General features: G+C 42.0%; 18 protein-coding genes and 1 tRNA gene. 6 read left to right on the top strand and 13 right to left on the bottom strand.

The features are described 5' to 3' along the window. Window positions 1-16 precede the first annotated feature (16 nt). The 3 genes from FTV14_RS01405 to cysD all read right to left on the bottom strand — a co-directional run bounded on the left by FTV14_RS01405 (window position 17) and on the right by cysD (window position 3,108). Window positions 17-283 carry a hypothetical protein gene (locus FTV14_RS01405; protein WP_180016796.1) on the bottom strand — a complete coding sequence of 89 codons (267 nt, stop codon included), beginning with the start codon at window positions 281-283 and terminating at the stop codon, window positions 17-19. Window positions 284-431: 148 nt separating this feature from the next. Continuing rightward, window positions 432-2,045, bottom strand: coding sequence for a sulfate adenylyltransferase subunit CysN (cysN, locus tag FTV14_RS01400; protein WP_180053158.1), 1,614 nt, complete (start codon window positions 2,043-2,045; stop codon window positions 432-434). A gap of 148 nt (window positions 2,046-2,193) precedes the next feature. Further along, window positions 2,194-3,108 carry a sulfate adenylyltransferase subunit CysD gene (gene cysD / locus FTV14_RS01395; RefSeq protein WP_034170514.1) on the bottom strand — a complete coding sequence of 305 codons (915 nt, stop codon included), beginning with the start codon at window positions 3,106-3,108 and terminating at the stop codon, window positions 2,194-2,196. A gap of 317 nt (window positions 3,109-3,425) precedes the next feature. Here cysD and FTV14_RS01390 point away from each other — a divergent pair, with 317 nt between their 5' ends. From FTV14_RS01390 to FTV14_RS01380, 3 genes are all read left to right on the top strand, one after another. Continuing rightward, window positions 3,426-3,968 carry a hypothetical protein gene (locus FTV14_RS01390; protein ID WP_034704963.1) on the top strand — a complete coding sequence of 181 codons (543 nt, stop codon included), beginning with the start codon at window positions 3,426-3,428 and terminating at the stop codon, window positions 3,966-3,968. 269 nt (window positions 3,969-4,237) lie between these two features. After that, on the top strand, window positions 4,238-4,873 hold the full coding sequence (locus tag FTV14_RS01385; RefSeq protein WP_004782965.1) for a YqiJ family protein: 636 nt from the start codon (window positions 4,238-4,240) through the stop codon (window positions 4,871-4,873). 51 nt (window positions 4,874-4,924) lie between these two features. Beyond that, window positions 4,925-6,643, top strand: coding sequence for a flotillin family protein (locus FTV14_RS01380; protein WP_180053157.1), 1,719 nt, complete (start codon window positions 4,925-4,927; stop codon window positions 6,641-6,643). A 101-nt stretch (window positions 6,644-6,744) separates the two neighbouring features. Here the strand turns inward: FTV14_RS01380 and sucD are convergent, their stop codons facing one another. The 9 genes from sucD to sdhC all read right to left on the bottom strand — a co-directional run bounded on the left by sucD (window position 6,745) and on the right by sdhC (window position 18,774). Further along, complete coding sequence (sucD, locus tag FTV14_RS01375) at window positions 6,745-7,635, bottom strand: succinate--CoA ligase subunit alpha (RefSeq protein ID WP_004782969.1); 891 nt, start codon at window positions 7,633-7,635, stop codon at window positions 6,745-6,747. Window positions 7,636-7,646: 11 nt separating this feature from the next. Beyond that, window positions 7,647-8,813, bottom strand: coding sequence for an ADP-forming succinate--CoA ligase subunit beta (gene sucC, locus FTV14_RS01370; protein WP_180053156.1), 1,167 nt, complete (start codon window positions 8,811-8,813; stop codon window positions 7,647-7,649). 184 nt (window positions 8,814-8,997) lie between these two features. Continuing rightward, the gene (gene lpdA / locus FTV14_RS01365) at window positions 8,998-10,431 is read right to left on the bottom strand and encodes a dihydrolipoyl dehydrogenase (protein WP_004782973.1); all 1,434 of its coding nucleotides are present in this window, start codon (window positions 10,429-10,431) and stop codon (window positions 8,998-9,000) included. 60 nt (window positions 10,432-10,491) lie between these two features. Then, window positions 10,492-11,712, bottom strand: coding sequence for a 2-oxoglutarate dehydrogenase complex dihydrolipoyllysine-residue succinyltransferase (gene odhB, locus FTV14_RS01360; protein WP_005234619.1), 1,221 nt, complete (start codon window positions 11,710-11,712; stop codon window positions 10,492-10,494). Window positions 11,713-11,730: 18 nt separating this feature from the next. Next, window positions 11,731-14,553, bottom strand: coding sequence for a 2-oxoglutarate dehydrogenase E1 component (locus FTV14_RS01355; protein ID WP_004782976.1), 2,823 nt, complete (start codon window positions 14,551-14,553; stop codon window positions 11,731-11,733). Between the two features lie 821 nt (window positions 14,554-15,374). Then, a complete protein-coding gene (locus tag FTV14_RS01350; RefSeq protein ID WP_004782977.1) occupies window positions 15,375-16,085 on the bottom strand; it encodes a succinate dehydrogenase iron-sulfur subunit in 711 nt (236 codons plus the stop codon). A gap of 14 nt (window positions 16,086-16,099) precedes the next feature. After that, window positions 16,100-17,998 (bottom strand): FAD-binding protein, encoded by a 1,899-nt coding sequence (locus tag FTV14_RS01345; protein WP_004782979.1) that lies wholly within the window; start codon window positions 17,996-17,998, stop codon window positions 16,100-16,102. Window positions 17,999-18,010: 12 nt separating this feature from the next. Next, window positions 18,011-18,376, bottom strand: a complete 366-nt coding sequence (gene sdhD / locus FTV14_RS01340; RefSeq protein WP_004782980.1) for a succinate dehydrogenase, hydrophobic membrane anchor protein — start codon at window positions 18,374-18,376, stop codon at window positions 18,011-18,013. Further along, window positions 18,376-18,774 carry a succinate dehydrogenase, cytochrome b556 subunit gene (gene sdhC, locus FTV14_RS01335; protein WP_034705238.1) on the bottom strand — a complete coding sequence of 133 codons (399 nt, stop codon included), beginning with the start codon at window positions 18,772-18,774 and terminating at the stop codon, window positions 18,376-18,378. The genes sdhD and sdhC overlap by 1 nt, the downstream gene beginning before the upstream one ends. A 1,004-nt stretch (window positions 18,775-19,778) precedes the next feature. Between sdhC and gltA the strand changes: the two genes are divergently transcribed. From gltA to FTV14_RS01320, 3 genes are all read left to right on the top strand, one after another. Next, a complete protein-coding gene (gene gltA, locus FTV14_RS01330) occupies window positions 19,779-21,053 on the top strand; it encodes a citrate synthase (RefSeq protein WP_004782984.1) in 1,275 nt (424 codons plus the stop codon). 169 nt (window positions 21,054-21,222) lie between these two features. After that, window positions 21,223-21,726, top strand: coding sequence for a hypothetical protein (locus FTV14_RS01325; RefSeq protein ID WP_180053155.1), 504 nt, complete (start codon window positions 21,223-21,225; stop codon window positions 21,724-21,726). A gap of 373 nt (window positions 21,727-22,099) precedes the next feature. Beyond that, window positions 22,100-23,725, top strand: a complete 1,626-nt coding sequence (locus FTV14_RS01320) for an NAD+ synthase (RefSeq protein WP_180002274.1) — start codon at window positions 22,100-22,102, stop codon at window positions 23,723-23,725. Window positions 23,726-23,929: 204 nt separating this feature from the next. On the opposite strand, the gene FTV14_RS01315 is transcribed toward FTV14_RS01320, so the two are convergent. Then, a tRNA-Met gene (locus FTV14_RS01315) sits at window positions 23,930-24,006 on the bottom strand. Between the last annotated feature and the right edge of the window lie 223 nt (window positions 24,007-24,229).

The following is a 24,229-nucleotide window of genomic DNA, read 5'->3' as shown; positions in this document are numbered from 1 at the left end:
TCCCTCAACTTAAATTTTAACTTTTATATTCTCGCACCATTCGATCACTGACATCTTCCGGATAGCAAAACGGTGCATAACCACCAGCACGGTTATAAGCACTACGCTTGCCGCAACGACTACCATTACGCGCTGTATTGTATGGACAAGGACAATTTCCCGGATAGCTTTCAATCGACTGTTGAATAATCTTCTGTTTAATTGCTTCCGTACTTTGGCTGCTCTGCTTGGCTTCTGCTCCAAAAGCTACACATAGTCCAACTAGTAATAATAATTTTTTCATACATTCCCTCCATCTACGGAGCATTGTATAAAGCTACATATAAATTGAAAGATCACATTTTGAATAACCGAATGATTTTCAAACATTCAAAATTCAGGCAATAAAAAACCCGCCTTACAGCGGGTTTTTTCTTCAAATCAGTCTAGCCTTATAGACGAACCAATTCCACGATTTTCTCAGCAAGTTCTTCAACCGTATCGGCTGTATAAGTCACATCTGTACCTTCTGCAAGGTCAGTAATCACTACTACACCAGTTTCACGAACAAGTGCAACCTGTTCAGCAGTCAGACCCGCTTTCGCAATTGCAACTACACCTTGTTGGATCAACAGGCTTTCAAGCGCTTGAGTATTTTCCAGCGCTTTTGCAGTTACAGTTACCGCAGCAGGTTTTTGTCCTAAACGTGCAGCACGTGCTTCAGCAGTTACAGGCTCGTTGTGGGCAGTCCATTCTACTGCAGCTTCAACCATACCCGCACCAACAGTCACGTTGCTTAGACGGTCGATGAAAATGAATGAACCTGTGTAACGGCTATCTTGATAACGGTCAAATACCACTGGCGCATCAAATTCGATAGTGACATCAGCAATTGCATTCAGATCCAGCTGCTCTACTTGTAGTTTTTCCAATGTATTGACATTGGTACGGTAGTTAATTTTCGCAACTTTTGCAGGAATCGTTTGAGTACCAAACTTCACATTATAAAGTTTACCAACCACCAGCGGCTGGTCGTTCATCCATACCACAGATGCGCGAGCAGAACGTGAAATCAGTGGTTGTTCGCCAGCTTTCACCAACACGTTACCACGTGAAATATCAATTTCATCATTTAGCGTTAAAGTAACAGCTTGACCAGCTACAGCATGATCCAGATTACCGTCAAAAGTGACAATTTCTTTCACTGTTGATTTCTTGCCAGATGGCAGCGCAACAATTTCATCACCAACTTTTACTTCACCCAGTGCGATCGTACCGCAGAAACCACGGAAGTCGAGGTTAGGACGGTTAACGTACTGAACTGGGAAACGGAATTCGTCTTTGCTGGTATTACGTGTAATTTCTACAGTTTCCAAAGTCTCCATTAAGGTCTGACCTTGGTACCACGGCGTATTTGGTGATTTGTTTACAACATTATCACCGTTCAATGCAGAAATTGGCGTGAATACAATATTTTCAGGTTTACGATCGCTCAGCTGATCCACGAACTTGTTGTACTCAGCCTGAATTTCATTGAAGCGTGCTTCAGAGAATTCAACCAAGTCCATTTTGTTCACTGCAACCACAATATTACGAATACCTAGAAGGCTCGCAATAAATGAGTGACGACGTGTTTGAGTCTGAACACCGTAACGCGCATCGATCAGGATAATTGCAAGATCCGCAGTAGACGCACCAGTTGCCATGTTACGAGTGTACTGTTCGTGCCCTGGGGTGTCGGCAATGATGAACTTACGTTTTTCAGTAGAGAAATAACGGTAAGCTACGTCAATCGTAATACCCTGCTCACGTTCAGCTTGCAGACCATCTACAAGAAGCGCCAAGTCAGGTGCATCGCCTGTGGTACCTACTTTTTTAGAGTCACGGGTAACCGCTTGCAGCTGATCTTCATAAATCAGTTTTGAATCATAAAGCAGACGGCCGATAAGAGTAGATTTACCATCATCCACGTTACCGCAAGTCAGGAAACGCAATAAGTCTTTATTTTCGTGCTGTTTCAAATAAGCCAAAATGTCTTGGCTAATAAGTTCTGATTGGTGAGACATCGCTCATAGCTCCACAAATACGTTGAAATCGTTTCTAATCTTCAAATCCACCTAAATCCTCCTTTACTAAAGGAGGACTTTCCTCCGCTTTTTTAAGCCCCTCTTTGGTAAAGAGGGGTTTGGGGAGATTATTAGGGGGAGATTTCTCTTAGAAGTAACCTTCCTGCTTTTTCTTTTCCATCGAACCTGCTTCGTCATGGTCGATCATACGGCCTTGACGTTCAGATGTGGTCGCTAAAAGCATTTCCTGGATAATTTCCGGTAAAGTTGTTGCAGTTGATTCAACCGCACCTGTTAATGGGTAACAACCTAAAGTACGGAAACGAACCGATTTCATTTGTGGCACTTCGCCTGGATTCAGGCGCATACGCTCATCATCAACCATGATCAGTGTACCATTACGCTCAACGACTGGACGTTCAGCAGCTAAGTACAATGGAACAAGTTTGATATTTTCTAGGTAGATATATTGCCAGATGTCCAGCTCAGTCCAGTTAGACAGCGGGAATACACGAATACTTTCGCCTTTGTTCACTTTACCATTGTAAAGGTTCCAAAGTTCTGGACGCTGGTTTTTAGGGTCCCAACGGTGTTTAGAATCACGGAATGAATAAACACGTTCTTTGGCACGTGATTTTTCTTCGTCACGACGTGCACCACCGAAAGCAGCATCAAACTGATATTTATCCAGTGCCTGTTTCAAGCCTTGGGTTTTCATAATGTCAGTATATTTAGAGCTACCATAGTCGAATGGGTTTACGCCCGCATCACGACCTTCTTTGTTCTGATGCACGATCAGATCAAAGCCATGTTCTTTGGCCATGTTGTCACGGAACTTGATCATGTCTTTGAATTTCCAGCCGGTATCTACATGAAGTAGCGGGAATGGAAGTTTTGCAGGATAAAACGCTTTCAGTGCTAAATGCAGCATGACTGCTGAATCTTTACCGATTGAATAAAGCATAACCGGATTTTCAAACTCGGCAGCAACTTCGCGAATGATGTGAATACTCTCAGCTTCAAGCTGTTTAAGATGAGTAAGTCTTTCCTCATTTAATGACATGGACAACCTGCGTATTACACGTGTACTTATTACACTTTATAAAATTTATATTCATTATAGTGATTAACTTTTCATAACGATTGCTTGTTTTGTGATATTCATATATTAAAACGTCATATAAAAATTCACTAATATCAACTATCAGTTTTTATGAATCTGATAGCTTAGCTAAATAAAGACAATTGATTGTTTAGTCAAAGCACTCTGGAAGATTACTTTTAGCAATGAAATGATATATTAATCATCTAAACGGACAGTTCACATCGTGGTGAAAAAAAATTAGAGTAGGATTAGTTCTTCCAATTTATAAACTATGTATGCCTTATAACGAATTTGATTTAGATACTTTAAAATCCCGTCTGGAACAGGCAAAACTTGCCGGTTTTATTTACCAGCACCAGCAACATATTTTGGTTCTTCAGGAACCCTATACTGAAGATGGCAGTCCTTTAAACATTTATATCCAGCATGAATTGACCGCGGATCAGATTGGCATGCAGTTTGGCCTGCGTAAGCTGAACGGTCAATGGGAATACCTGCTCGGTATGACTTATAGCAACCAGCAGGCAGGTTACGAAATAGGTGCCGGCAATCTGAGAAGTGATCAAAAAGCTTTCAATCTGCTTTATGCTTTCTATAACTATCCTAAAGCCTTTTTCTTGGTGGCCCTTCCTTTGTCTGCAAATACTCAGGCATTGGAACAGGCTCTCGACGAACAACTATTTAATCAGCCTGAACTTAAATTTCTGGAGACTGCAGTAAAAACCAATCCAATGGGCGAACAGGTGCAATGGATGAAGAACTATATCCTGCAACAAGCCCTAGAAATGAAAGTCCGTATCCAGACCGCCATCCTTTAATTCTTTTATACATCTACCTAGGGACAGAAAAGCAAATGTACACAATTGCTTTTCTATTCTTGAGATAAAACCTCAGATTCGCCCACCTATAAAATAGTCGACATTTATTTGCAGCTAAGAAAAGCTCATCACATATTGTTAAATTTTGGATTTTATCAAGCTATCCCGATTGGGATTTTTGTTGTTTTTTGCTTACAATTTTATTAATAACTGTTATCTTTAACAGGGTCATAAAATTTCTATAAAACCATAATTAGAGACAGAAACTCATGTGGGAACTGTTCATTCATCCTTCCAACATTGTATTTAGTATCAGTTTAAGCCTGATGCTGATGTTTGCTGCCTTGGAATGTGTCTTGCTGATGCTAGGAGGTGGTTCCCAGAATATGTTCGAACAATTTCTGCCTGAAGAACCGCTTCATCCGGAAGTAGGTATTGATCAGCAGACCGGCCTGTTCAATAAAGTATTCGACTGGCTTTATCTGGGTCGCCTGCCTCTCTTTATCTGGCTCATTATTTTCCTGACCAGTTATGGTCTGAGCGGTTTATTGATCCAAGGCCTGTTCGAACGATTTACCAGTCAGCTTTTAAATGCATGGATTATTTCCCCTGCCTGTTTATTTTTATGCATGCCGATTGTACGTGGGCTGTCCGTGCTTGCTGCCAAAATTCTGCCTCAGGATGAAACCATCGCGATCTATAGCGATGAACTGATCGGACGAACCGCTACCATTATTCTGGGAGATGCCAAAGCTAACTCCCCTGCTCAGGCCAAAGTTCAGGATCAGCATGGTAAGACCCATTATGTGCTGGTCGAACCTGAACGCAATGAAATATTTAATCAAGGTCAGACAGTGGTTCTGACTCAAAAAACTAAAAATGGCTTTCAGGCTATTGAACTTTAATTAAACCAATTTCCTATAAAAATCAAGCTTGCCCAAAGAGACTTTATAACAATGCTAAATTTTGATTTATATAATGTTTTGATTATTGCAGGGATTATATTCGTTGGCCTAGTCACCTTCGGATTAATCATTGCACGTTTATACCGTCGCTCCAGTAAAGAAATTTCTTTTGTGCGTACCGGTTGGGGTGGTGAAAAAGTGATTCTAGGTGGCGGAGCTTTGGTGCTACCGGTGCTACATGAAATCATTCCCGTCAATATGAATACCCTACGGCTGGAAGTCCGTCGCGCCGATGATCAGGCGCTGATTACCCGTGATCGCATGCGTGTCGATGTGATGGCTGAATTCTATGTGCGCGTAAAGCCTACTGCCGATTCGATTGCTACGGCAGCACAAACTCTTGGTCAAAAGACCATGTCACCAAATGAACTGAAAAATCTTGTGGAAGGTAAATTTGTCGACTCTTTACGCGCCGTTGCCGCTGAAATGGCCATGGAAGAATTGCATGAGAAACGCGTCGACTTCGTACAAAAAGTACAGCAAGTGGTATCTGAAGATCTGCACAAAAATGGTCTGGAACTGGAAACTGTTTCTTTAACAGGTCTGGATCAAACCGGCTTTAAATATTTCAATCCACAAAATGCTTTCGATGCTGAAGGTTTAACCAAACTCACTGAAACGATTGAAGATCGTCGCCGTAAGCGTAATCATATTGAACAGGATACAGATCTGGCCATTAAAGCCAAAAATCTGGAAGCTGAGCAAGCACGTCTACAAATTATCCGTGAAGAAGAATATGCCAAACTGCAACAGGAACGTGAAATTTCGATTCGCCGCGCTGAACAGTTAGCTGAAATTGCAGCTCAGGAAGCTGCAAAAAAACGTGAAGCGGAAGAAGCTCGCATTGCTGCTGAACGTGAAGTAGAACTGAAACGCATTTTGGCAGCTCGTGATGTTGAAAATGAAAACATTCAGAAAGCACAAATCATTCAAAAAGCCCAAGTTGAACAGAAGAAAACGATTGAACTGGCTGAACAGGATCGTGCGATTGCAATTGCAGAAAAATCCCGTGCTGAATCTGAAGCCAAAGCTTTAGCTGATCAGGCACGTGCTCAAGCGGTTAAAGCGGAAGAAGAAGTCGTCACTGTCCGCCAGATCCAGCAAGCAGAACGTCAAAAAGCGGTTGAACTGGTTGCAGCGAAAGAACAGGCTGAGAAAGATGCAATTGCCATTATCGTTGCAGCAGAAGCTGGCAAACAGGCAGCAGCTGATGATGCAGAAGCGGTTCGTATTGCCGCTGAAGCCGAAGCTGAAAAAGTTCGCTTGAAAGCCAAAGGTGAAGCGGATGCAAAAGTCTTACTTTCTCAAGCGATGGAGAAACAGTATCAAGTCGATGCTGAAGGTACCCGCGCAGTGAATGAAGCAAATAATGTACTGTCATCTGAACAGGTGGAAATGCAAATCCGCCTAGCCATGCTGAAATACTTACCTGAAATCATTCGTGAAAGTGTTAAGCCGATGGAAAACATTGATGACATCAAGATTCTGCAAGTGAATGGTTTACATAGCACACATGCGGGCTCTTGTCAGGCAGATACCCATCATGAAGGTAGCAATGTTGCCCTCTCCGATCAGGTGGTGAATAGTGCTTTGCGTTATCGTAGCCAGGCACCTTTGATTGATAGCCTGATGAATGAATTAGGCATTCAGGGTGGTGACATCAATGGGATGACTCAAAGCCTGAAAGCTAAAGCTGGTATAGATAACTAAATACTCAATTTTCGACTTATCATTTAGTTAGACTTTAATTTCCTTTTATAGCAATTATAAAAAAGCCCTCAATATTGAGGGCTTTTTATCAGCTTAATAAATTAAGCCAAACCTTTTTCTTTCAAAACCTCAAGCATGGTTGAACCCAACTCTGCAGGACTACGTGTATACGCCATTCCCGCGCGTTCAAAAGCTGCAAACTTCTCTTCAGCAGTTCCTTTACCGCCAGAAATGATGGCACCTGCGTGACCCATACGCTTACCTTTCGGCGCTGTTACACCAGCGATATAACCTACCACCGGCTTGGTCACATGCGACTGGATATACTCAGCTGCTTCTTCTTCCGCAGTACCGCCAATTTCACCAATCATGATAATGGCTTCAGTTTGCGGGTCTTCCTGGAACAGTTTCAAGCAATCAATCTGGTTCATGCCTGGAATCGGATCACCACCGATTCCGATACAGGTTGACTGTCCAAGACCTAATTTAGTGGTTTGTGCAACCGCTTCATAAGTCAAAGTACCTGAACGTGAGATAATGCCGATCTTACCTGGCTGATGAATATGACCCGGCATAATCCCGATCTTACACTCGCCTGGCGTAATGATACCCGGACAGTTTGGACCGATCAGACGCGTACCATTACCATTGGTTTCCAGATAACGTTTAGCTTTTAGCATATCCAGTGTTGGTACGCCTTCAGTAATCACAACAATCAGCTCAATACCTGAGTCAACAGCTTCTACAATAGAATCGAGGACAAAAGGTGCAGGCACATAAATCACAGAAGCATCAGCTTGAGTTTCTTGCACCGCTTCACGCATAGTATTAAATACTGGCAGATCCAGATGTGATTGACCACCTTTACCCGGTGTTACTCCACCAACAACTTTAGTGCCGTAGGCAATAGCCTGTTCAGAGTGGAATGTACCGTTCTTGCCTGTAAAGCCTTGGACTAAAACTTTGGTGTCTTTATTAATTAATACGCTCATTGTGATACTCCTTAAGCTTTTACTGCAGCAACAATTTTTTCTGCAGCATCGGCCAAGCCATTTGCAGAAATCAATTTCAAACCAGATTCATCCAGTAACTTGGCACCAAGCTCTGCATTGTTCCCTTCAAGACGAACGACTACAGGTACAGTGACATTTACCTCCTGAACCGCTGCAATAATTGCCTCAGCAATCATGTCACAACGTACAATTCCACCAAAAATATTAATCAAGACACCTTGTACAGAAGAATCTGCCAAGATAATTTTAAATGCTTCGATGACACGCTCTTTGGTTGCACCACCACCTACATCCAGGAAGTTAGCTGGTTGACCACCATAAAGCTTGATAATGTCCATGGTTGCCATCGCAAGACCGGCACCATTGACCATACAACCAATATTACCCTCTAAAGCAACATAGTTCAGGTCAAATTCAGATGCTTTCAGCTCACGCTCATTTTCTTGTGATTTATCACGTAAAGCAGCAACTTCAGGCAGACGGTATAGCGCATTTGAATCAATACCGACTTTGGCATCGACACAGAGAATGTCACCATTTTCACGAACAGAGAGTGGGTTAATTTCAAATAAAGCAAAATCATTTTCGACAAAGGCTTGGTAAGCAGCTGTCATGACTTTAACAAATTGATTGATCTGGCTACCTTTTAACTTAAGTGCAAACGCCACTTCACGCGCCTGAAATGGCAATAATCCTACTAAAGGATCAACTTCGACTTTAATGATTTTTTCAGGATTTTCTTCTGCAACTTTTTCAATTTCAACACCACCTTCAGTGGATGCCATGAAAGTAATACGACGGCTAGAACGGTCTACCACTGCACCTAAATAGAGTTCACGCTCGACCGGATACACATCTTCAGACACCAAAATACTATTGACTGGCTGACCATTTGCATCGGTTTGATAGGTCACTAAACGTGAACCAATAATCTGATTGGCATATTCAGCTGCTTCTTCAGCCGACTTTACCACTTTTACCCCACCCGCTTTGCCACGACCACCTGCGTGAACCTGCGCTTTTAATACTGCAAACTTCCCACCAAGCTGCTCAAAAGCATGTACTGTTTCCTCAGCATTGGTAGCAAGAATACCTTCTTGTACAGGCATCCCATATTTTTTTAATAACGCTTTTGCTTGATACTCATGTAAATTCATTGATTAACCTTTTACTACTTATTTGACTTTGTTATTACACGTATTCCCAATATTTCTTGGTTCACATCAATCAATATTGGTATTTTTGGATCTTAAATTTTACTTATCTTTATTTTTAGATGATTATTCATTCAAAAACAACCACCAAATGTAAAAAGAGCGGCCGGAGCCGCTCTTTGAAGAATTACTTACGCTTGCGTTGGATCGCGTGAATCGCACGACCATCAACTGCAAGAGCAGCTTCATGTACGACTTCAGAGAACGTTGGGTGACCAAACGTCATCAACTGTAGATCTTCAACCGAAGATACAAACTCAAGTGCGATCATACCTTGGTGAACGATGTCAGACGCAGCAGGTCCAATCACGTGCATACCAAGTAGACGGTCAGTTTTTGCATCAGCAACAAACTTCACGAAACCAGCACCTTCACCAGCAGCCAAAGCACGACCATTTACAGCAAAACCGAATTGACCAGTTTTCACTTCATGACCTTTTTCTTTGGCTTGCTCTTCTGTTAAACCTACCCAAGCCGCTTCCGGGTGAGTGTAGATGACAGAAATGATAGTGTCGTAGTTCACTTGAGCAGCATGACCGTGGATACGCTCAACAGCCATTACGCCTTCTTCCATTGCTTTATGTGCAAGCATTGGACCACGTACCAAGTCACCGATTGCGTATACGCCTTCAACAGAAGTTGCACACCAGTCGTTTACTTCAACCAGACCGCGCTCAGTCAGTTTGATACCTGAGTCTTCAGCCAATAGGCCTTCAGCATAAGCACGACGGCCTACACAAACGATCAGCTTATCGAAAGTCTGTTCTTTGTCTTCGCCGCCCTGGCTGTATTTAACAGTCACTTCACGACCGTTAACTTCAGTACCAGAAACTTTTGCACCAATGCGGATATCAAGACCTTGCTTGGTCAGCAGTTTTTGGTAGTCTTTTGCCAATGCTTTGTCAGCCATTGGCAAGAATGCGTCCATTGCTTCAAATACAACAACTTCCGCACCCAGACGACGCCATACTGAACCAAGTTCAAGACCGATTACACCAGCACCAATCACACCAAGACGTTTAGGCACTTCTGGGAATTCAAGCGCACCAGTTGAGTCTACGATCAGGTCTTGATCTACAGGAGCAACTGGAATATTGACTGGTACAGAACCAGATGCAAGGATGACATATTTAGGCTCTAAAACCTGAGTTTCGCCTTCATGCGGTACGAACTCAACTTTTTTACCAGCAAGTAATTTACCAGTACCTTGTAACCATTCTATGCCATTACCTTTAAGTAACTGCGCAACACCACCAGTCAATTGTTCAACGACTTTGTCTTTACGCGCAAGCATTTTAGACAAATCGAAAGCAACTTCACCCGTTGTAATACCGTGGTCATCTAAATGCTTAACAGTATCTTCATAACGGTGAGAAGAATCTAGAAGTGCTTTAGAAGGAATACAACCGACGTTTAAGCAAGTACCACCTAAAGAAGGTTTACCTTTATGAATACGTTTTTCGATACACGCAACTTTAAAACCAAGCTGTGCAGCACGAATTGCAGCTTCGTAGCCACCTGGGCCACCACCGATTACAACTAAATCGAATTGTTGAGACATTATTCTCTCCAAAAATGGGCCTAGAGGATCACCCTAAGCCCATGGATTTATTCTTTAGAATTAAAGATCAAGGATCAGACGAGCTGGTTCTTCTAACAATTCTTTGATTGTTACAAGGAAACCTACAGCTTCTTTACCATCGATTAGACGGTGGTCATAAGAAAGCGCTAGGTACATCATTGGCAAGATTTCAACCTGACCATTCACTGCCATAGGACGTTCCTGGATTTTATGCATACCCAGAATCGCAGTTTGTGGAGTGTTCAAGATTGGAGTTGAAAGCAATGAACCGAAAGTACCACCGTTGGTAATTGTGAAAGTACCACCAGTCATGTCTTCAATCGCAAGTTTACCTTCACGCGCTTTACCAGCGTATGCACGGATACCATTTTCAACTTCAGCATAGTTCATACGGTCTGTATCACGAAGTACAGGAACCACTAGACCACGGTCAGAAGAAACTGCTACACCGATGTCATAGTAACCATGGTAAACGATGTCATCGCCATCGATAGACGCATTCACTGCTGGATAGCGTTTCAGTGCTTCAGTCGCAGCTTTAACGAAGAATGACATGAAGCCTAGACGTGCACCATGACGTTTTTCAAACGCTTCTTTGTACTGGTTACGCATTTCCATGATTGGTTTCATGTTTACTTCGTTGAACGTAGTCAACATTGCTGTTTCTTGAGTTGCAGCAAGCAGACGTTCAGCAACACGTTTACGCAGACGAGTCATTGGAACGCGTTTTTCAATACGTTCGCCAACCGCAACGCTTAACGGTGCAGCAGCAGGCGCTGCAGGTTTAGACTGATGGTTCGCAACATCTTCTTTAGTAATGCGACCGCCACGACCTGTACCAGATACGTCAGCAGCATTGATACCAGATTCAGTCAATGCTTTACGTACTGCTGGAGCTTGGTCTTGAACCTGTTGACGCTCAACGATCGGTGCATTACCCGCTTCAGTTTTTGCAGCAGCTTGCTCTACTGATGCTTCAGTTTCAGATTGAACTGCTTGAGTTTGAGTTGCGCCAGATACGGCACCCTCTTCAAACTGTGCAATCACTTCAGCAGAAAGCACTGTATCGCCTTCATTTTTAACGATTGATGCAATTGTACCGTCTGCAGGAGCAACAACTTCTAAAACAACTTTATCAGTTTCAATATCACAGATCACTTCATCACGTGATACTGCTTCACCTGGTTGTTTGTGCCAAGTTGCGATCGTACCGTCCGCAACTGACTCTGGAAATACCGGTGCTTTAATTTCGGTTGCCATTATTTAGAATCTCCTGGATTATTCAGCATCGATCGCTAGAGCGTCGTTAACGAGCTGAGCTTGTTGTTTTGCATGCAAGTATGGTGAACCACACGCCGGTGCAGCTGAAGCTTCACGGCCTGCGTAACTAATACGGATTTGTTTGCCCGCTTTCATCACATCGTCATATAAACGAGGCGCGATGAACAACCAAGCACCTTGGTTTTTCGGTTCTTCTTGTGCCCAAACCAGTTCTTTCACGTTTGGATACTGAGCAAGAACTTCTGCAAGACGTGCTTCTGGGTACGGATACAATTGTTCAATACGTACAATTGCAGTGTTGTTCAATTCTTTTTCACGACGTTTTTCAACCAGATCGTAGTAAACCTTACCACCACACAATACCAGACGGGTTACGTCTGCTTTGCTGATGTTGTCTACTTCGTCGATCACAGTCTGGAATGTACCGTTAGCCAGTTCTTCCAGGTTAGACACCGCCAATTTGTGACGAAGCAATGATTTAGGTGACATGATGATCATTGGTTTACGGATCGGGCGGATTGCCTGACGACGTAACGCGTGGAAGATCTGTGCAGGTGTAGTTGGAGTCATCACTTGCATATTGTCTTCAGCACATAGCTGCAAGAAACGTTCCAGACGTGCAGATGAATGCTCAGGACCTTGACCTTCGAAGCCGTGTGGCAGAAGCATAGTCAGACCACATACACGTTCCCATTTGGTTTCACCAGATGAGATGAACTGGTCGATCACCACCTGTGCACAGTTTGCAAAGTCACCGAACTGAGCTTCCCAGATGATCAGGCTCTTAGGAAGAGTAGTCGCGTAACCGTATTCAAATGCCAGTACTGCCATTTCAGACAATAAAGAGTCATAGATCGCAACACGCGGTTGGTTCTCTTTGATATGGCAAAGTGGAATATAAGTTGAGCCATCTACCTGGTTATGCAGTTTTGCATGACGGTGTGAGAATGTACCACGACCCACGTCTTCACCAGTTAAACGAACCAGATAACCATCATCTAGCAGTGATGCATAGGCTAGAGTTTCAGCAGCACCCCAGTTCAGCGGCATTTCACCAGTTTGCATTTTCAGACGGTCGTCAATTACTTTAGATACCTGACGCTGCATCACGAAGCCTTCTGGAAGCTCACGCATTTTGCGGCCAAGCTCTTTAAGACGTTCTAGATCGCAAGTAGTATCCCACTCGTCTGTGTATTCATGACCCAGGTACGGTGTCCAGTCTACAAACATTTTTTTGTTCGGTTCTAGAACCAGTGCATTGGCAACATGTTTACCTGCTTCAAGATCAGAACGGTATTGTTCAACCATTTGATCTGCAGTAGCACGATCAAGTACACCTTCTTGAACCAGTTTGTCAGCATAAAGCGTACGAGTTGTCGCTTTTTTGTTGATCACTTGGTACATCATTGGCTGAGTTGCAGCTGGTTCGTCCGCTTCGTTATGACCACGACGACGGTAACAGAACATGTCGATCACAACGTCTTTACGGAAAGTATGACGGAAATCGTGGGCAAGCTGAGCAACAAACAACACAGCTTCAGGATCATCACCATTTACATGGAAGATCGGCGCCTGAATCATTTTCGCGATATCAGTACAGTATTCTGTAGAACGCGCATCACGTGGATCAGAGGTTGTGAAACCAACCTGGTTGTTCACTACGATATGAACTGTACCACCTACTGTGTAACCACGAGTCTGTGACATCTGGAAGGTTTCTTGGTTTACGCCCTGACCTGCAAATGCAGCATCACCGTGAACAATGACTGGCAATACGTCATCACCGCCAATGTCTTTACGACGGACTTGACGTGCACGTACAGAACCTTCAACTACAGGTCCAACGATTTCAAGGTGAGATGGGTTAAACGCCAATGCCAAGTGAACTTCACCACCTGGAGTCATTACGTTAGAAGAGAAACCTTGGTGATACTTAACGTCACCAGAACCTTTTTTATGTAGTGATTTACCTTCGAACTCACCAAACAGGTCAGCCGGGTTTTTACCCATGATGTTAACCAGAAGGTTCAGACGACCACGGTGTGGCATACCGATCACGACTTCTTTACAGCCTACAGAACCGGCACGCTGGATCAATTCATTCACCATAGGAATGAAAGATTCACCGCCTTCAACACCAAAACGTTTTGCACCCACGAATTTATTACCGAGGTATTTTTCTAGACCTTCAGCCGCAGTTAAACGTTCAAGAACATGTTTTTTCTGATCAGCACTTAGTCCATATTGACCACGTGCGCTTTCAAGACGTTGCTGGATCCAGCGTTTTTCTTTGGTATCCACGATGTGCATGTATTCAGCACCGATAGAGCTACAGTAAGTCGCTTCCATCGCTTGGACCATTTCGCCCAAAGTCGCTGCTTCCTTACCAATCGCAAGGTTACCGGTATTGAATATAGTGTCCAGATCAGACTGAGTTAAACCGTGCGCAGAAAGATCAAGATCTGGCACAACTTCGCGTTTAGCCAGACCTAATGGATCCAATTTTGCTTTTTGGTGGCCACGGTTACGGTACGCAGCAATCAGCTGTAAAACGCCAATTTGACGACGTTCATGCTCTGAACTAACTGTCGATTGGATAACAGGCTGAATACGGCTTGAATTGCGACCTAAAAGTAGGAATTGCTCACGTACATTACTGTGTGGTTGATCACCTTTTGGGAATTTATCGAAGTACGCTCTCCAGTCAGCACCCACTGAGTCTGGAGCAGTGAGGTACTGCTCATAAAGTTCTTCAATATACGCTGCACTATCAGCGGAAAGTTCAGTGTCAAGACGCAGAGCGTCAGCAACTTCTTGCATTTGTGGACCCATTTCCTATTGCAAAAACATTTTCAGGATGCTTTTTAAGCAAAACCCAGGATTAGTAATGTCAAATTGATAATTCAACATTAGTCCCCCATAAGGCATAAGCCATGAGGCGTTATCACCACACCAAGAAAATTCTTGATATGTTTAATGAACAATAACGCCCCTCAGCGGCATCATCACTCATTGAATACCCGATCGTGACCGAGCAATTTTTTGCAAATCGACTTAGAAAAAACAAAGATTTAAACTATATTTTTTCTAAAGCGACTTTGACTTACATTTATATACTATTCTCAACCTCTTCCGTGTTTAAAAAATGTACATCGGCCCACACATTTTTAAATATAGTCTTGTGCTAAATGCTATCACGATCTCGACTAATCAATTGATTTTTTTGACGAGGAACGCATGTTTTTTAGTCAAATACTTCTATCAGAAATTACTCTAACATAGGGAGCTTTAAATGAAAAACACATTCAGCGTAGACCAAAGTCCTACATCTTTTTGATAAACAAAAAGAGAGTAAATCTTCCAATCCACTCCCTTTGCAACTTTGCGTTATATAATAACATTATTGAAAACCTTTTTCAGTCCAGAATTACATCTAAAAATCATAAATACCTCAAACAACATCATAATAGTGCATAAATCCGACCAAAATGTTCTGCAATGATTCATCACCCGATTTGATCATATGAGATACAGCACCAATAACAGCAGTTTTCACGACCACTGTTCGTTTATGGAGCCCTATAAAGCAAAAAGCACACCAAGTGGTGTGCTTTTTGAAAAACTGTTTATTGCAGTCTAAATTAGCCAGCCATATCTAGAAGCATGTTACGGATGTGACCGATTGCTTTAGTAGGGTTCAAGCCTTTAGGACATACAGATACACAGTTCATGATACCTTTACAACGGAACAGAGAGAACGGATCGTCAAGACGAGCCAGACGCTCTTGAGTACCTGTATCACGCGAATCGATAATGAAACGGTATGCATTCAATAATGCTGAAGGACCCAAGAACTTGTCTGGGTTCCACCAGAATGATGGGCATGAAGTTGAACAACATGCACAAAGAATACATTCATACAGACCATTCAAGTGTTCACGTTCTTCAGGAGACTGCAGACGCTCTTTAGGAGGTGCAGGCTGGTTGTTGATCAAGAACGGATGAATCTTGTTGTACTGGTCGTAGAACTGGTTCATGTCAACTACAAGGTCTTTGATTACTGGAAGACCAGGTAGTGGACGAATCGTGATTTCATTTGGTAAATCGTTCAGGTTCCAAAGACACGCCAAACCGTTTTTACCATTAATGTTCACACCATCAGAACCACAGATCCCTTCACGGCATGAACGACGGAATGTCAAAGATTCGTCCTGTACTTTTAATGCAAGAAGCGCATCAAGCAACATACGGTGCTTATCAGTCAGTTCAAGCTTAAAAGTTTGCATATACGGTGCTTTATCCTTATCAGGATCGTAGCGGTAGATATGAAATGTACGAGTACCTCTACTCATCTTTAATCTCCTGATTAGAATGTACGTGGTTTCGGTGGAATTGCATCAACCGAAAGTGGTTTGTAACGCACTGGCTTGTACTCAAGACGGTTATCAGCAGAGAACCACAAGGTGTGTTTCATCCACTCGTCGTCACGACGGCCATATGGATACTCTGGGTGATCTGGTGGTAATTCGAAATCTACCACAGTGTGAGCACCACGACATTCTTTACGTGCAGCAGCTGAAATCAAGGTCGCTTTAGCAACTTCATACAGGTTTTCAACTTCTAGAGCTTCAATACGTGCAGTATTGAATACTTTAGATTTGTCTTTCAAGTGAATGTTGCGAACACGCGGCTCAATTGCAAGAATTTGTTTTACACCTTCTTCAAGCAGCGCAGTTGTACGGAATACACCCGCGTGGTCTTGAACGATGTCACGGATTGCATCAGCAACTTCTTGAGCATTCTCACCAGTTGTTGATTCATCCAGCTTACGAACACGCTTAATTGTGTTTTCAAGCACAGTTGTAGGAAGCGGTTCATACTCATCACCGTGGTGTTTAGTCACGTAGTCGATGATGTGCTGGCCAGCAGCCTTACCAAATACAACCAAATCAAGCAGTGAGTTTGTACCTAAACGGTTTGCACCGTGTACAGATACACATGAACATTCACCGATCGCATAGAAGCCTTTCACTGGTTTCGTGAAGTTGCGACCTTCTTGGTTAGTAGAATAGGTATCAGTATTCTTGTCGTAGTTGGTTACTAGAGCTTCAGATTCTGGAGACTCAGGAACAACTACCTGACCATGAATATTTGTAGGAATACCACCCATTTGGTAATGGATTGTAGGTACTACAGGAATTGGCTCTTTAGTGATGTCAACGTTAGCGAATTTCTTGCCAATCTCGAATACAGATGGCAGACGTTTCATGATGGTGTCAGCACCCAAGTGAGTCATATCAAGAAGGATATAATCACCTTTAGGACCACAACCACGACCTTCTTTGATTTCCTGGTCCATAGAACGTGATACGAAGTCACGAGGAGCCAAGTCTTTCAGAGTCGGTGCATAACGTTCCATGAACGGTTCGCCGTCTTTATTACGAAGGATTGCACCTTCACCACGACAACCTTCAGTCAACAGTACGCCTGCGCCCGCAACACCTGTAGGGTGGAATTGCCAGAATTCCATATCTTGTAATGGAATACCTGCACGAGCTGCCATACCAAGACCGTCACCAGTGTTGATATATGCGTTAGTAGATGCACGATAAACACGACCAGCACCACCTGTAGCGAACAATGTAGCTTTCGCCTGGAATACGGCAATTTTACCAGTTTCCTGATCGATTGCTGTCACACCCAGTACATCACCAGCTTCGTTACGGATCAGGTCAAGCGCGATCCATTCAACGAAGAACTGAGTACCCATTTTCACATTGCTTTGATAAAGCGTATGAAGAAGCGCGTGACCTGTACGGTCGGCTGCAGCACATGCACGTGGAACTGCTTTTTCACCGTAGTTTGCAGAGTGACCACCAAATGGACGTTGGTAAATCGTACCGTCTGCGTTACGGTCAAATGGCATACCTAAATGTTCTAATTCGTATACCACTTGCGGTGCTTCGCGAGTCATGAACTCGATCGCGTCTTGGTCACCTAACCAGTCAGAACCTTTAACTGTGTCGTAGAAGTGGTAATGCCAGTTATCTTCTTGCATGTTACCAAGAGATGCACCGATACCACCCTGCGCTGCTACAGTGTGAGAACGTGTTGGGAATACTTTAGTCAGTACCGCAACTTTCAAACCTGCTTGAGCAAGTTGGTAAGAAGCGCGCATACCAGAACCACCACCACCAACGATAACTGCATCGAAAGTTTCGTGTGGAATATTTGTGTAATCTTCTTTAGGGGTTATAGCGCCCATGATTGTTTCCTATCAATTCGCCCAAAAAATCTGGATTGCCCAGATCGCATATGCAAATACAGCAATAATCACTGCTGAAGTCAGTACAAGGCGTAAACCTGATGCTGATGGACCCATTTGACGAGTAGTCACATAGTCAGTGAATACCTGCCACATACCGATCCATGCATGCGCAACAAGAGATAAGACTGCCAACAAAGACATGATCTTCATTGGAACTGTCATCATAAAGCCGTACCATTGCTCGTAGTTGAAGCCACCATTCAGTAGGATCCAACCAAACACCACAACGGTATAAACAGCTAGAACTACAGCACTGATGCGTTGGACAAACCAATCACGAGAACCTGAACCTGTTAAACCAGTAGCACTTTTCATTAGAGTACGATCCATACAAATGCTGCAACAATACCGATTGCAGACAAGATTAATGAAATAGTAGCTGCAGTACGACCGCTTTGCAGTTCTTCTGCAACGCCGATATCTGCAAGTAAGTGCTTAATACCAGTGAACAAATGATAAATTAAGCCGGCTACAAATACCCATACGATAAAGCGGACAAAGAAACCGTTAAAGATTTCCTGCACTTCAGCAAAACCTTCTGCTGAAGACAATGATTTATCCAACAGCCACAAAAGGACCGGTACGAGTAAAAATACGATGACACCTGAAAGACGGTGTAGAATTGATGCAATAGCCACGGGTGATTTTAAGTTTACTTCTAAAACTTGACCCATGGACAAATTGACAGGTCTGTTGCTTTTCACAGCGGGCATCCTGTAGTTAAAAACTCCATCCGGAGTTTGTTGGAATTAATTCGAAGGAAAGCTGGCATTATCAGGCAAATACATGCCTAAACATAAAACGACACTGAATTATAAAACGTGAACTATTAAAATACAAACAACTGTATTTGGCTTTTTGAACAAAAAACCTTTAAATAAGAATCATTAACAACAACTTTAAGTTCTCCCCCACTTACTTTATCTTCATATTCTCATTCTAGATATTTGTTTTTTAATAATTAACTTGATTAATTTAGTCTGTTATCTAGCCAAGCTTCGACTAAGTAGATTTAGACTAAAGATGAACAGCAAAAATATAATTTCGATCCTAAGTCCTTATTAATCCCAAGTAAAATCATAAGGATATATTTCACAAATAAATAATGACTATTTATATAAAGGCATCTCAATTTAGAATTTTTATACTAAAACCTACTTATCTCTTTGTAGATCATAGTTTTTTTGATGTTTTTAGACATTTTATATTCAAAAAAACACTTATTTATTTTTGTTTAAGTTGTATTAAACAAAGTGAAGCAAATTTACGAGCTATTTTTTAGCCGATTAAACAGAGCCAAAAAGAAAATTTATTGCTTTTATTTATAATTCAAGTTTGAAGTAAAAACTTAAGGAAATCGATGTAAGTTACGAGATTTATATAATTTTAAGTTGCAGTCTTAGAATATTTTCTCAATTTCTCCTTTATTTTTTGCTAGGAAAAAACGCTTACAAATACGGCAAAGACTATATTTTTTTCTGCACCTTCTGTTCAATTTGACTTATTATAGAGGTTTGGTACTGTGATTTTATTAAACTTTTTATACCAAGATAAATGACTAAACCACTGTGAGAATGTCATTTTTCATCCATAAGTATAATTGACAAAATTTCAGTAGCCACTAATCTTATAGCAAATTTTTGATCCGTCCGTTTTGTGCATTAAAAGATTGATAGGCAACTCGGATATACATTCACCAGGACAGGAGATCTATTGAATGTCTGAAGCAACTGGCAAGAAAGCCGTTTTACAGCTTGATGGCAAAGAAATTGAATTACCAATTTACAGCGGCACATTGGGCCCAGATGTAATCGACGTTAAAGATGTGTTGGCTGCAGGTCACTTTACTTTTGATCCTGGTTTTATGGCAACAGCTGCATGCGAGTCTAAAATCACTTTCATCGATGGTAATAAAGGTGTTCTTTTACACCGTGGCTACCCAATTGACCAGTTAGCAACTAAAGCTGATTACCTAGAAACTTGCTACTTACTTCTTAATGGCGAGCTTCCAACAGCTGAGCAAAAAGAAGAATTCGACGCTAAAGTTCGTAACCACACTATGGTTCACGATCAAGTAAGCCGCTTCTATAACGGTTTCCGTCGTGATGCTCACCCTATGGCAATCATGGTTGGTGTTGTTGGTGCGTTGTCTGCGTTCTATCACAACAATCTGGACATCGAAGATGTTAACCATCGTGAAATCACTGCGATTCGTTTAATCGCTAAGATTCCTACTTTGGCAGCTTGGAGCTACAAATACACTGTTGGTCAACCATTCGTTTACCCACGTAACGATTTGACTTACGCTGAAAACTTCCTGTACATGATGTTTGCAACTCCTGCAGACCGTGACTACAAAGTAGATCCAATCCTTGCGAAAGCAATGGACCGTATCTTCACGCTTCACGCTGACCACGAACAAAATGCTTCTACGTCTACAGTACGTTTAGCTGGTTCTACTGGCGCTAACCCATATGCATGTATCGCTGCTGGTATCTCTGCACTTTGGGGTCCTGCTCACGGTGGTGCGAACGAAGCTGTTCTTAAGATGCTTGATGAAATCGGCACTGTAGAAAACGTTGCTGGCTTCATGGAAAAAGTGAAAACTAAAGAAGTTAAACTCATGGGCTTCGGTCACCGTGTGTACAAAAACTTCGATCCACGTGCGAAAGTAATGAAAGAAACTTGTGACGAAGTTCTTGGTGCTCTTGGCATCAACGATCCACAGCTTGCTCTTGCTATGGAACTTGAACGTATCGCGCTTTCTGACGAATACTTCATCAAACGTAACCTTTACCCTAACGTAGACTTCTACTCAGGTATCATCCTTAAAGCGATTGGTATCCCAACAGAAATGTTTACTGTGATCTTCGCGCTTGCACGTACAGTTGGTTGGATCAGCCACTGGTTAGAAATGCACAGCGGTCCTTACAAGATCGGTCGTCCTCGTCAGCTTTACACTGGTGAAGTTCAACGTGACATCAACCGTTAATTCGGTTAGCGTTGAAAGACGTAAAAACCACCCTTCTGGGTGGTTTTTTTATGACTGACAAAAACCAACACAACCAAGATGTGAAAAACTTAAAATAGTAAACCTGAAGAATTTTCAATTTCTACAAATTTCTAGAAATTACTCTTATATCGTTAAGGATTGAGTTTTAATGCTGTTTTACCTGCTTCCCTTCATCCTGAGAATGATTCGTTTTGATCAGTTTAAAAGCCGGAACTTAACTTCAGGGGAAATCAAGCTTTGCCAGCAAGTCTTTGCTGACCTGATTGACTATTCAGCAGTCCGTGTCATGAATCACCCTTTCCTGCCTTGGCAATCCAAGCATGTGATTATGGCACCAAGTGGTTATATTCACGTCCGCAACCTGAATTATCGGGACGATTATTCTAAAGAAAGCCGTTCTTATCAGGCGCTTTTCATTCATGAAATGGCGCATATTTATCAATATCAGCAGAATATTAATGTGTTGTTTAAGGGCGCTTTTTTACAAGCCGCTTATTTTTTAAGTATGGGAAAATATAATCCTTACAAATATCAATTTAATCCCAACAAATCCTTTTTAGACTATAACATTGAACAACAGGGAGATATGGCACGCGATATTTTTCTAAAAAAAATTCCCAATATTATTTTAAAAAATCAGATAAGCAGATGATATTGAATACTTTTCACTCAAGTATTCTGTTGATTTCTATTTATGAAAAATAAACTTATTTAAATCCAATTGAGTATTTTTGTGCATTTACCAGAATAAAAAAGCACCATAATAAGTCATTTTTGACCATAACTTTGTGCATCTGTTTCAATTCTCCTGAAACAGCTCTAGCATCTGCCTCAAATTTCGATAAAATAAGCCAAGTATGATATTTTTAGCTCGCAAATCAAGATTTAATGATCATGCGGTCATGACTTTTTTAATTTTGGCCATTTGGCATTTTGTTCGTATCAAACTGCACTCAGCTGGATAATTAGAATTTTAAAAATCAGTGATTTAGTGTATTCACCTATAGGAATAGGACTTAATTGGAATGAAAAGTTTTAAAATTGCGATTGCTCAATTCTCTCCACATGTGGGCAATTTAGATGCAAACACGCAGACAATGATAGATTTGGCAAATCAGGCCAAAAAAGATAATGCTGATCTTATTATTTTCCCTGAACTTTCAACTTTAGGTTATCCGGCTGAAGATTTATTAATTCGTCCAAGTCTGGCTAAACGCACAAAGCTGGCGTTTGAAAAACTGACTGAAGTAAAAGATATCGTCATGGTCTTTGGTTTTGTCAATCAAACCGAAGATGGTGAACGCTATAACTCAGCCGCCGTTATGAAAGATGGCGAAGTTTTAGGGGTTTATAATAAACAGACTTTGCCAAACTATGGTGTATTTGATGAGAAACGCTATTTTGGTGAAGGACATCAGCATCTGGTCTTCGAATATCTGGGACACAAGTTTGGTGTTCTGATCTGTGAAGATGTCTGGTCATTATCTACAGTTCAACAGCTGGCTCAATTGAATATTGATACTGCACTGGTTCTGAATGCTTCTCCATATGAAGTTGGCAAACCGCAACACCGTATCGATACCATGGCTGCGCTGGTCAAACAGTTGAATATCAATCTGGTGTACTGTAACCAGGTAGGTGGCCAAGATGATCTCATCTTTGATGGTACCAGCTTTGTACTCAATAAATCAGGCGAAGTGGCTCTGCAAGCGCCTAGCTTTGAAAAAGGCCTGTATATCGCTGAATATGATGCAGAAAAATTAGAGTTCAGCAAAGGCACGATTACTCCAGCCCTAGAAACTATGGCCGAGATTTATCAAAGTCTGGTGATGGCAACCCGTGATTATGTACAGCGTTCAGGTTTTCCAGGTGTAATTCTGGGTCTGTCTGGTGGTATTGACTCTGCCTTGACTCTTGCCATCGCAGCAGATGCGATTGGCCCTGACAAAGTCCAAGCAGTGATGATGCCTTATACCTATACTGCTCAGATCAGTGTAGAAGATGCCACTGAACAGGCAAAAACCATGGGTGTAACTTTCGGTATTGCCGAGATTAACCCGATTGTAAGTGGCTTCTTGCAAACCCTGTATCCATTCTTTGGCAATGCCCCTGTAGATGCCACTGAAGAAAACCTGCAAGCACGTGCACGCGGTACGCTATTAATGGCGCTGTCTAACAAGTTCGGCAATCTGGTTCTGGCAACCGGCAATAAATCTGAACTTGCCGTTGGCTACTGTACGCTATATGGCGATATGGTGGGCGGCTTCGCTGTATTAAAAGATGTTTATAAAACCATTGTGTTTGAACTGGCGAAATACCGTAACAGCATCGCAGAAACTCCTGTGATTCCTGAGCGTGTAATCACTCGTCCACCTTCAGCAGAACTTCGTCCAGATCAGGTCGATCAGGATTCATTACCGGCTTATGAAGTACTTGATGCGATTCTTTATGCTTATATTGAAGAAGATCTGAGCCAGGATGACATCATTGCCAAAGGCTTTGAAGCTGAAGTCGTGAAAAAGGTGATTCGTCTGGTTGATATTAACGAATACAAACGTCGTCAGGGTGCGATTGGTCCACGTATCAGCTCGCGTTCTTATGGTCGTGAACGTCGCTATCCGGTCGTTAATGGTTGGAAAGCAGGTATCTAAGTTTTAACAAAACTAGATTAGCTATAATGCCCAAGTAAATGCTTGGGCATTTTTTTATCTTTAAGCAATAAATAGGGTTAAGAAATTAAAAGAAGATTCAAAAATTTAAACAGACAGATATTTAGAAGAACTTTCTCTTAATTTTTTATTGATATTTTTATGGCACAAAAAAAGAGACCAAGCTGAGAGCTTGGTCTTTAAAAATGGTGGCTATGACGGGACTTGAACCTGTGACCCCCGCATTATGAGTGCGGTGCTCTAACCAACTGAGCTACATAGCCGTAAACTGTGTGCGCATTATCGTAATTTCAGGTTGTATCGTCAAGCATTTTAAACCACAAATGTTCAGTCTTTATGCAAATTAATCATAAACTCTTAAACTTTGTACAAATCATGATTTAATTCGAAATCCCATAACAGAATCTACAAAAATTGGTACCAACTTTTAAAGCCAAATCTAAATCGAAGTCGTATCATATAATATTTAATTTTAAGAATAACTTG

This window comes from Acinetobacter sp. YH12236 (assembly GCF_013417645.1).
Taxonomy (GTDB): Bacteria; Pseudomonadota; Gammaproteobacteria; order Pseudomonadales; family Moraxellaceae; genus Acinetobacter.
Note: the sequence above shows the minus strand (reverse complement) of the source record. Positions and strands in the feature narration are given on the sequence as shown.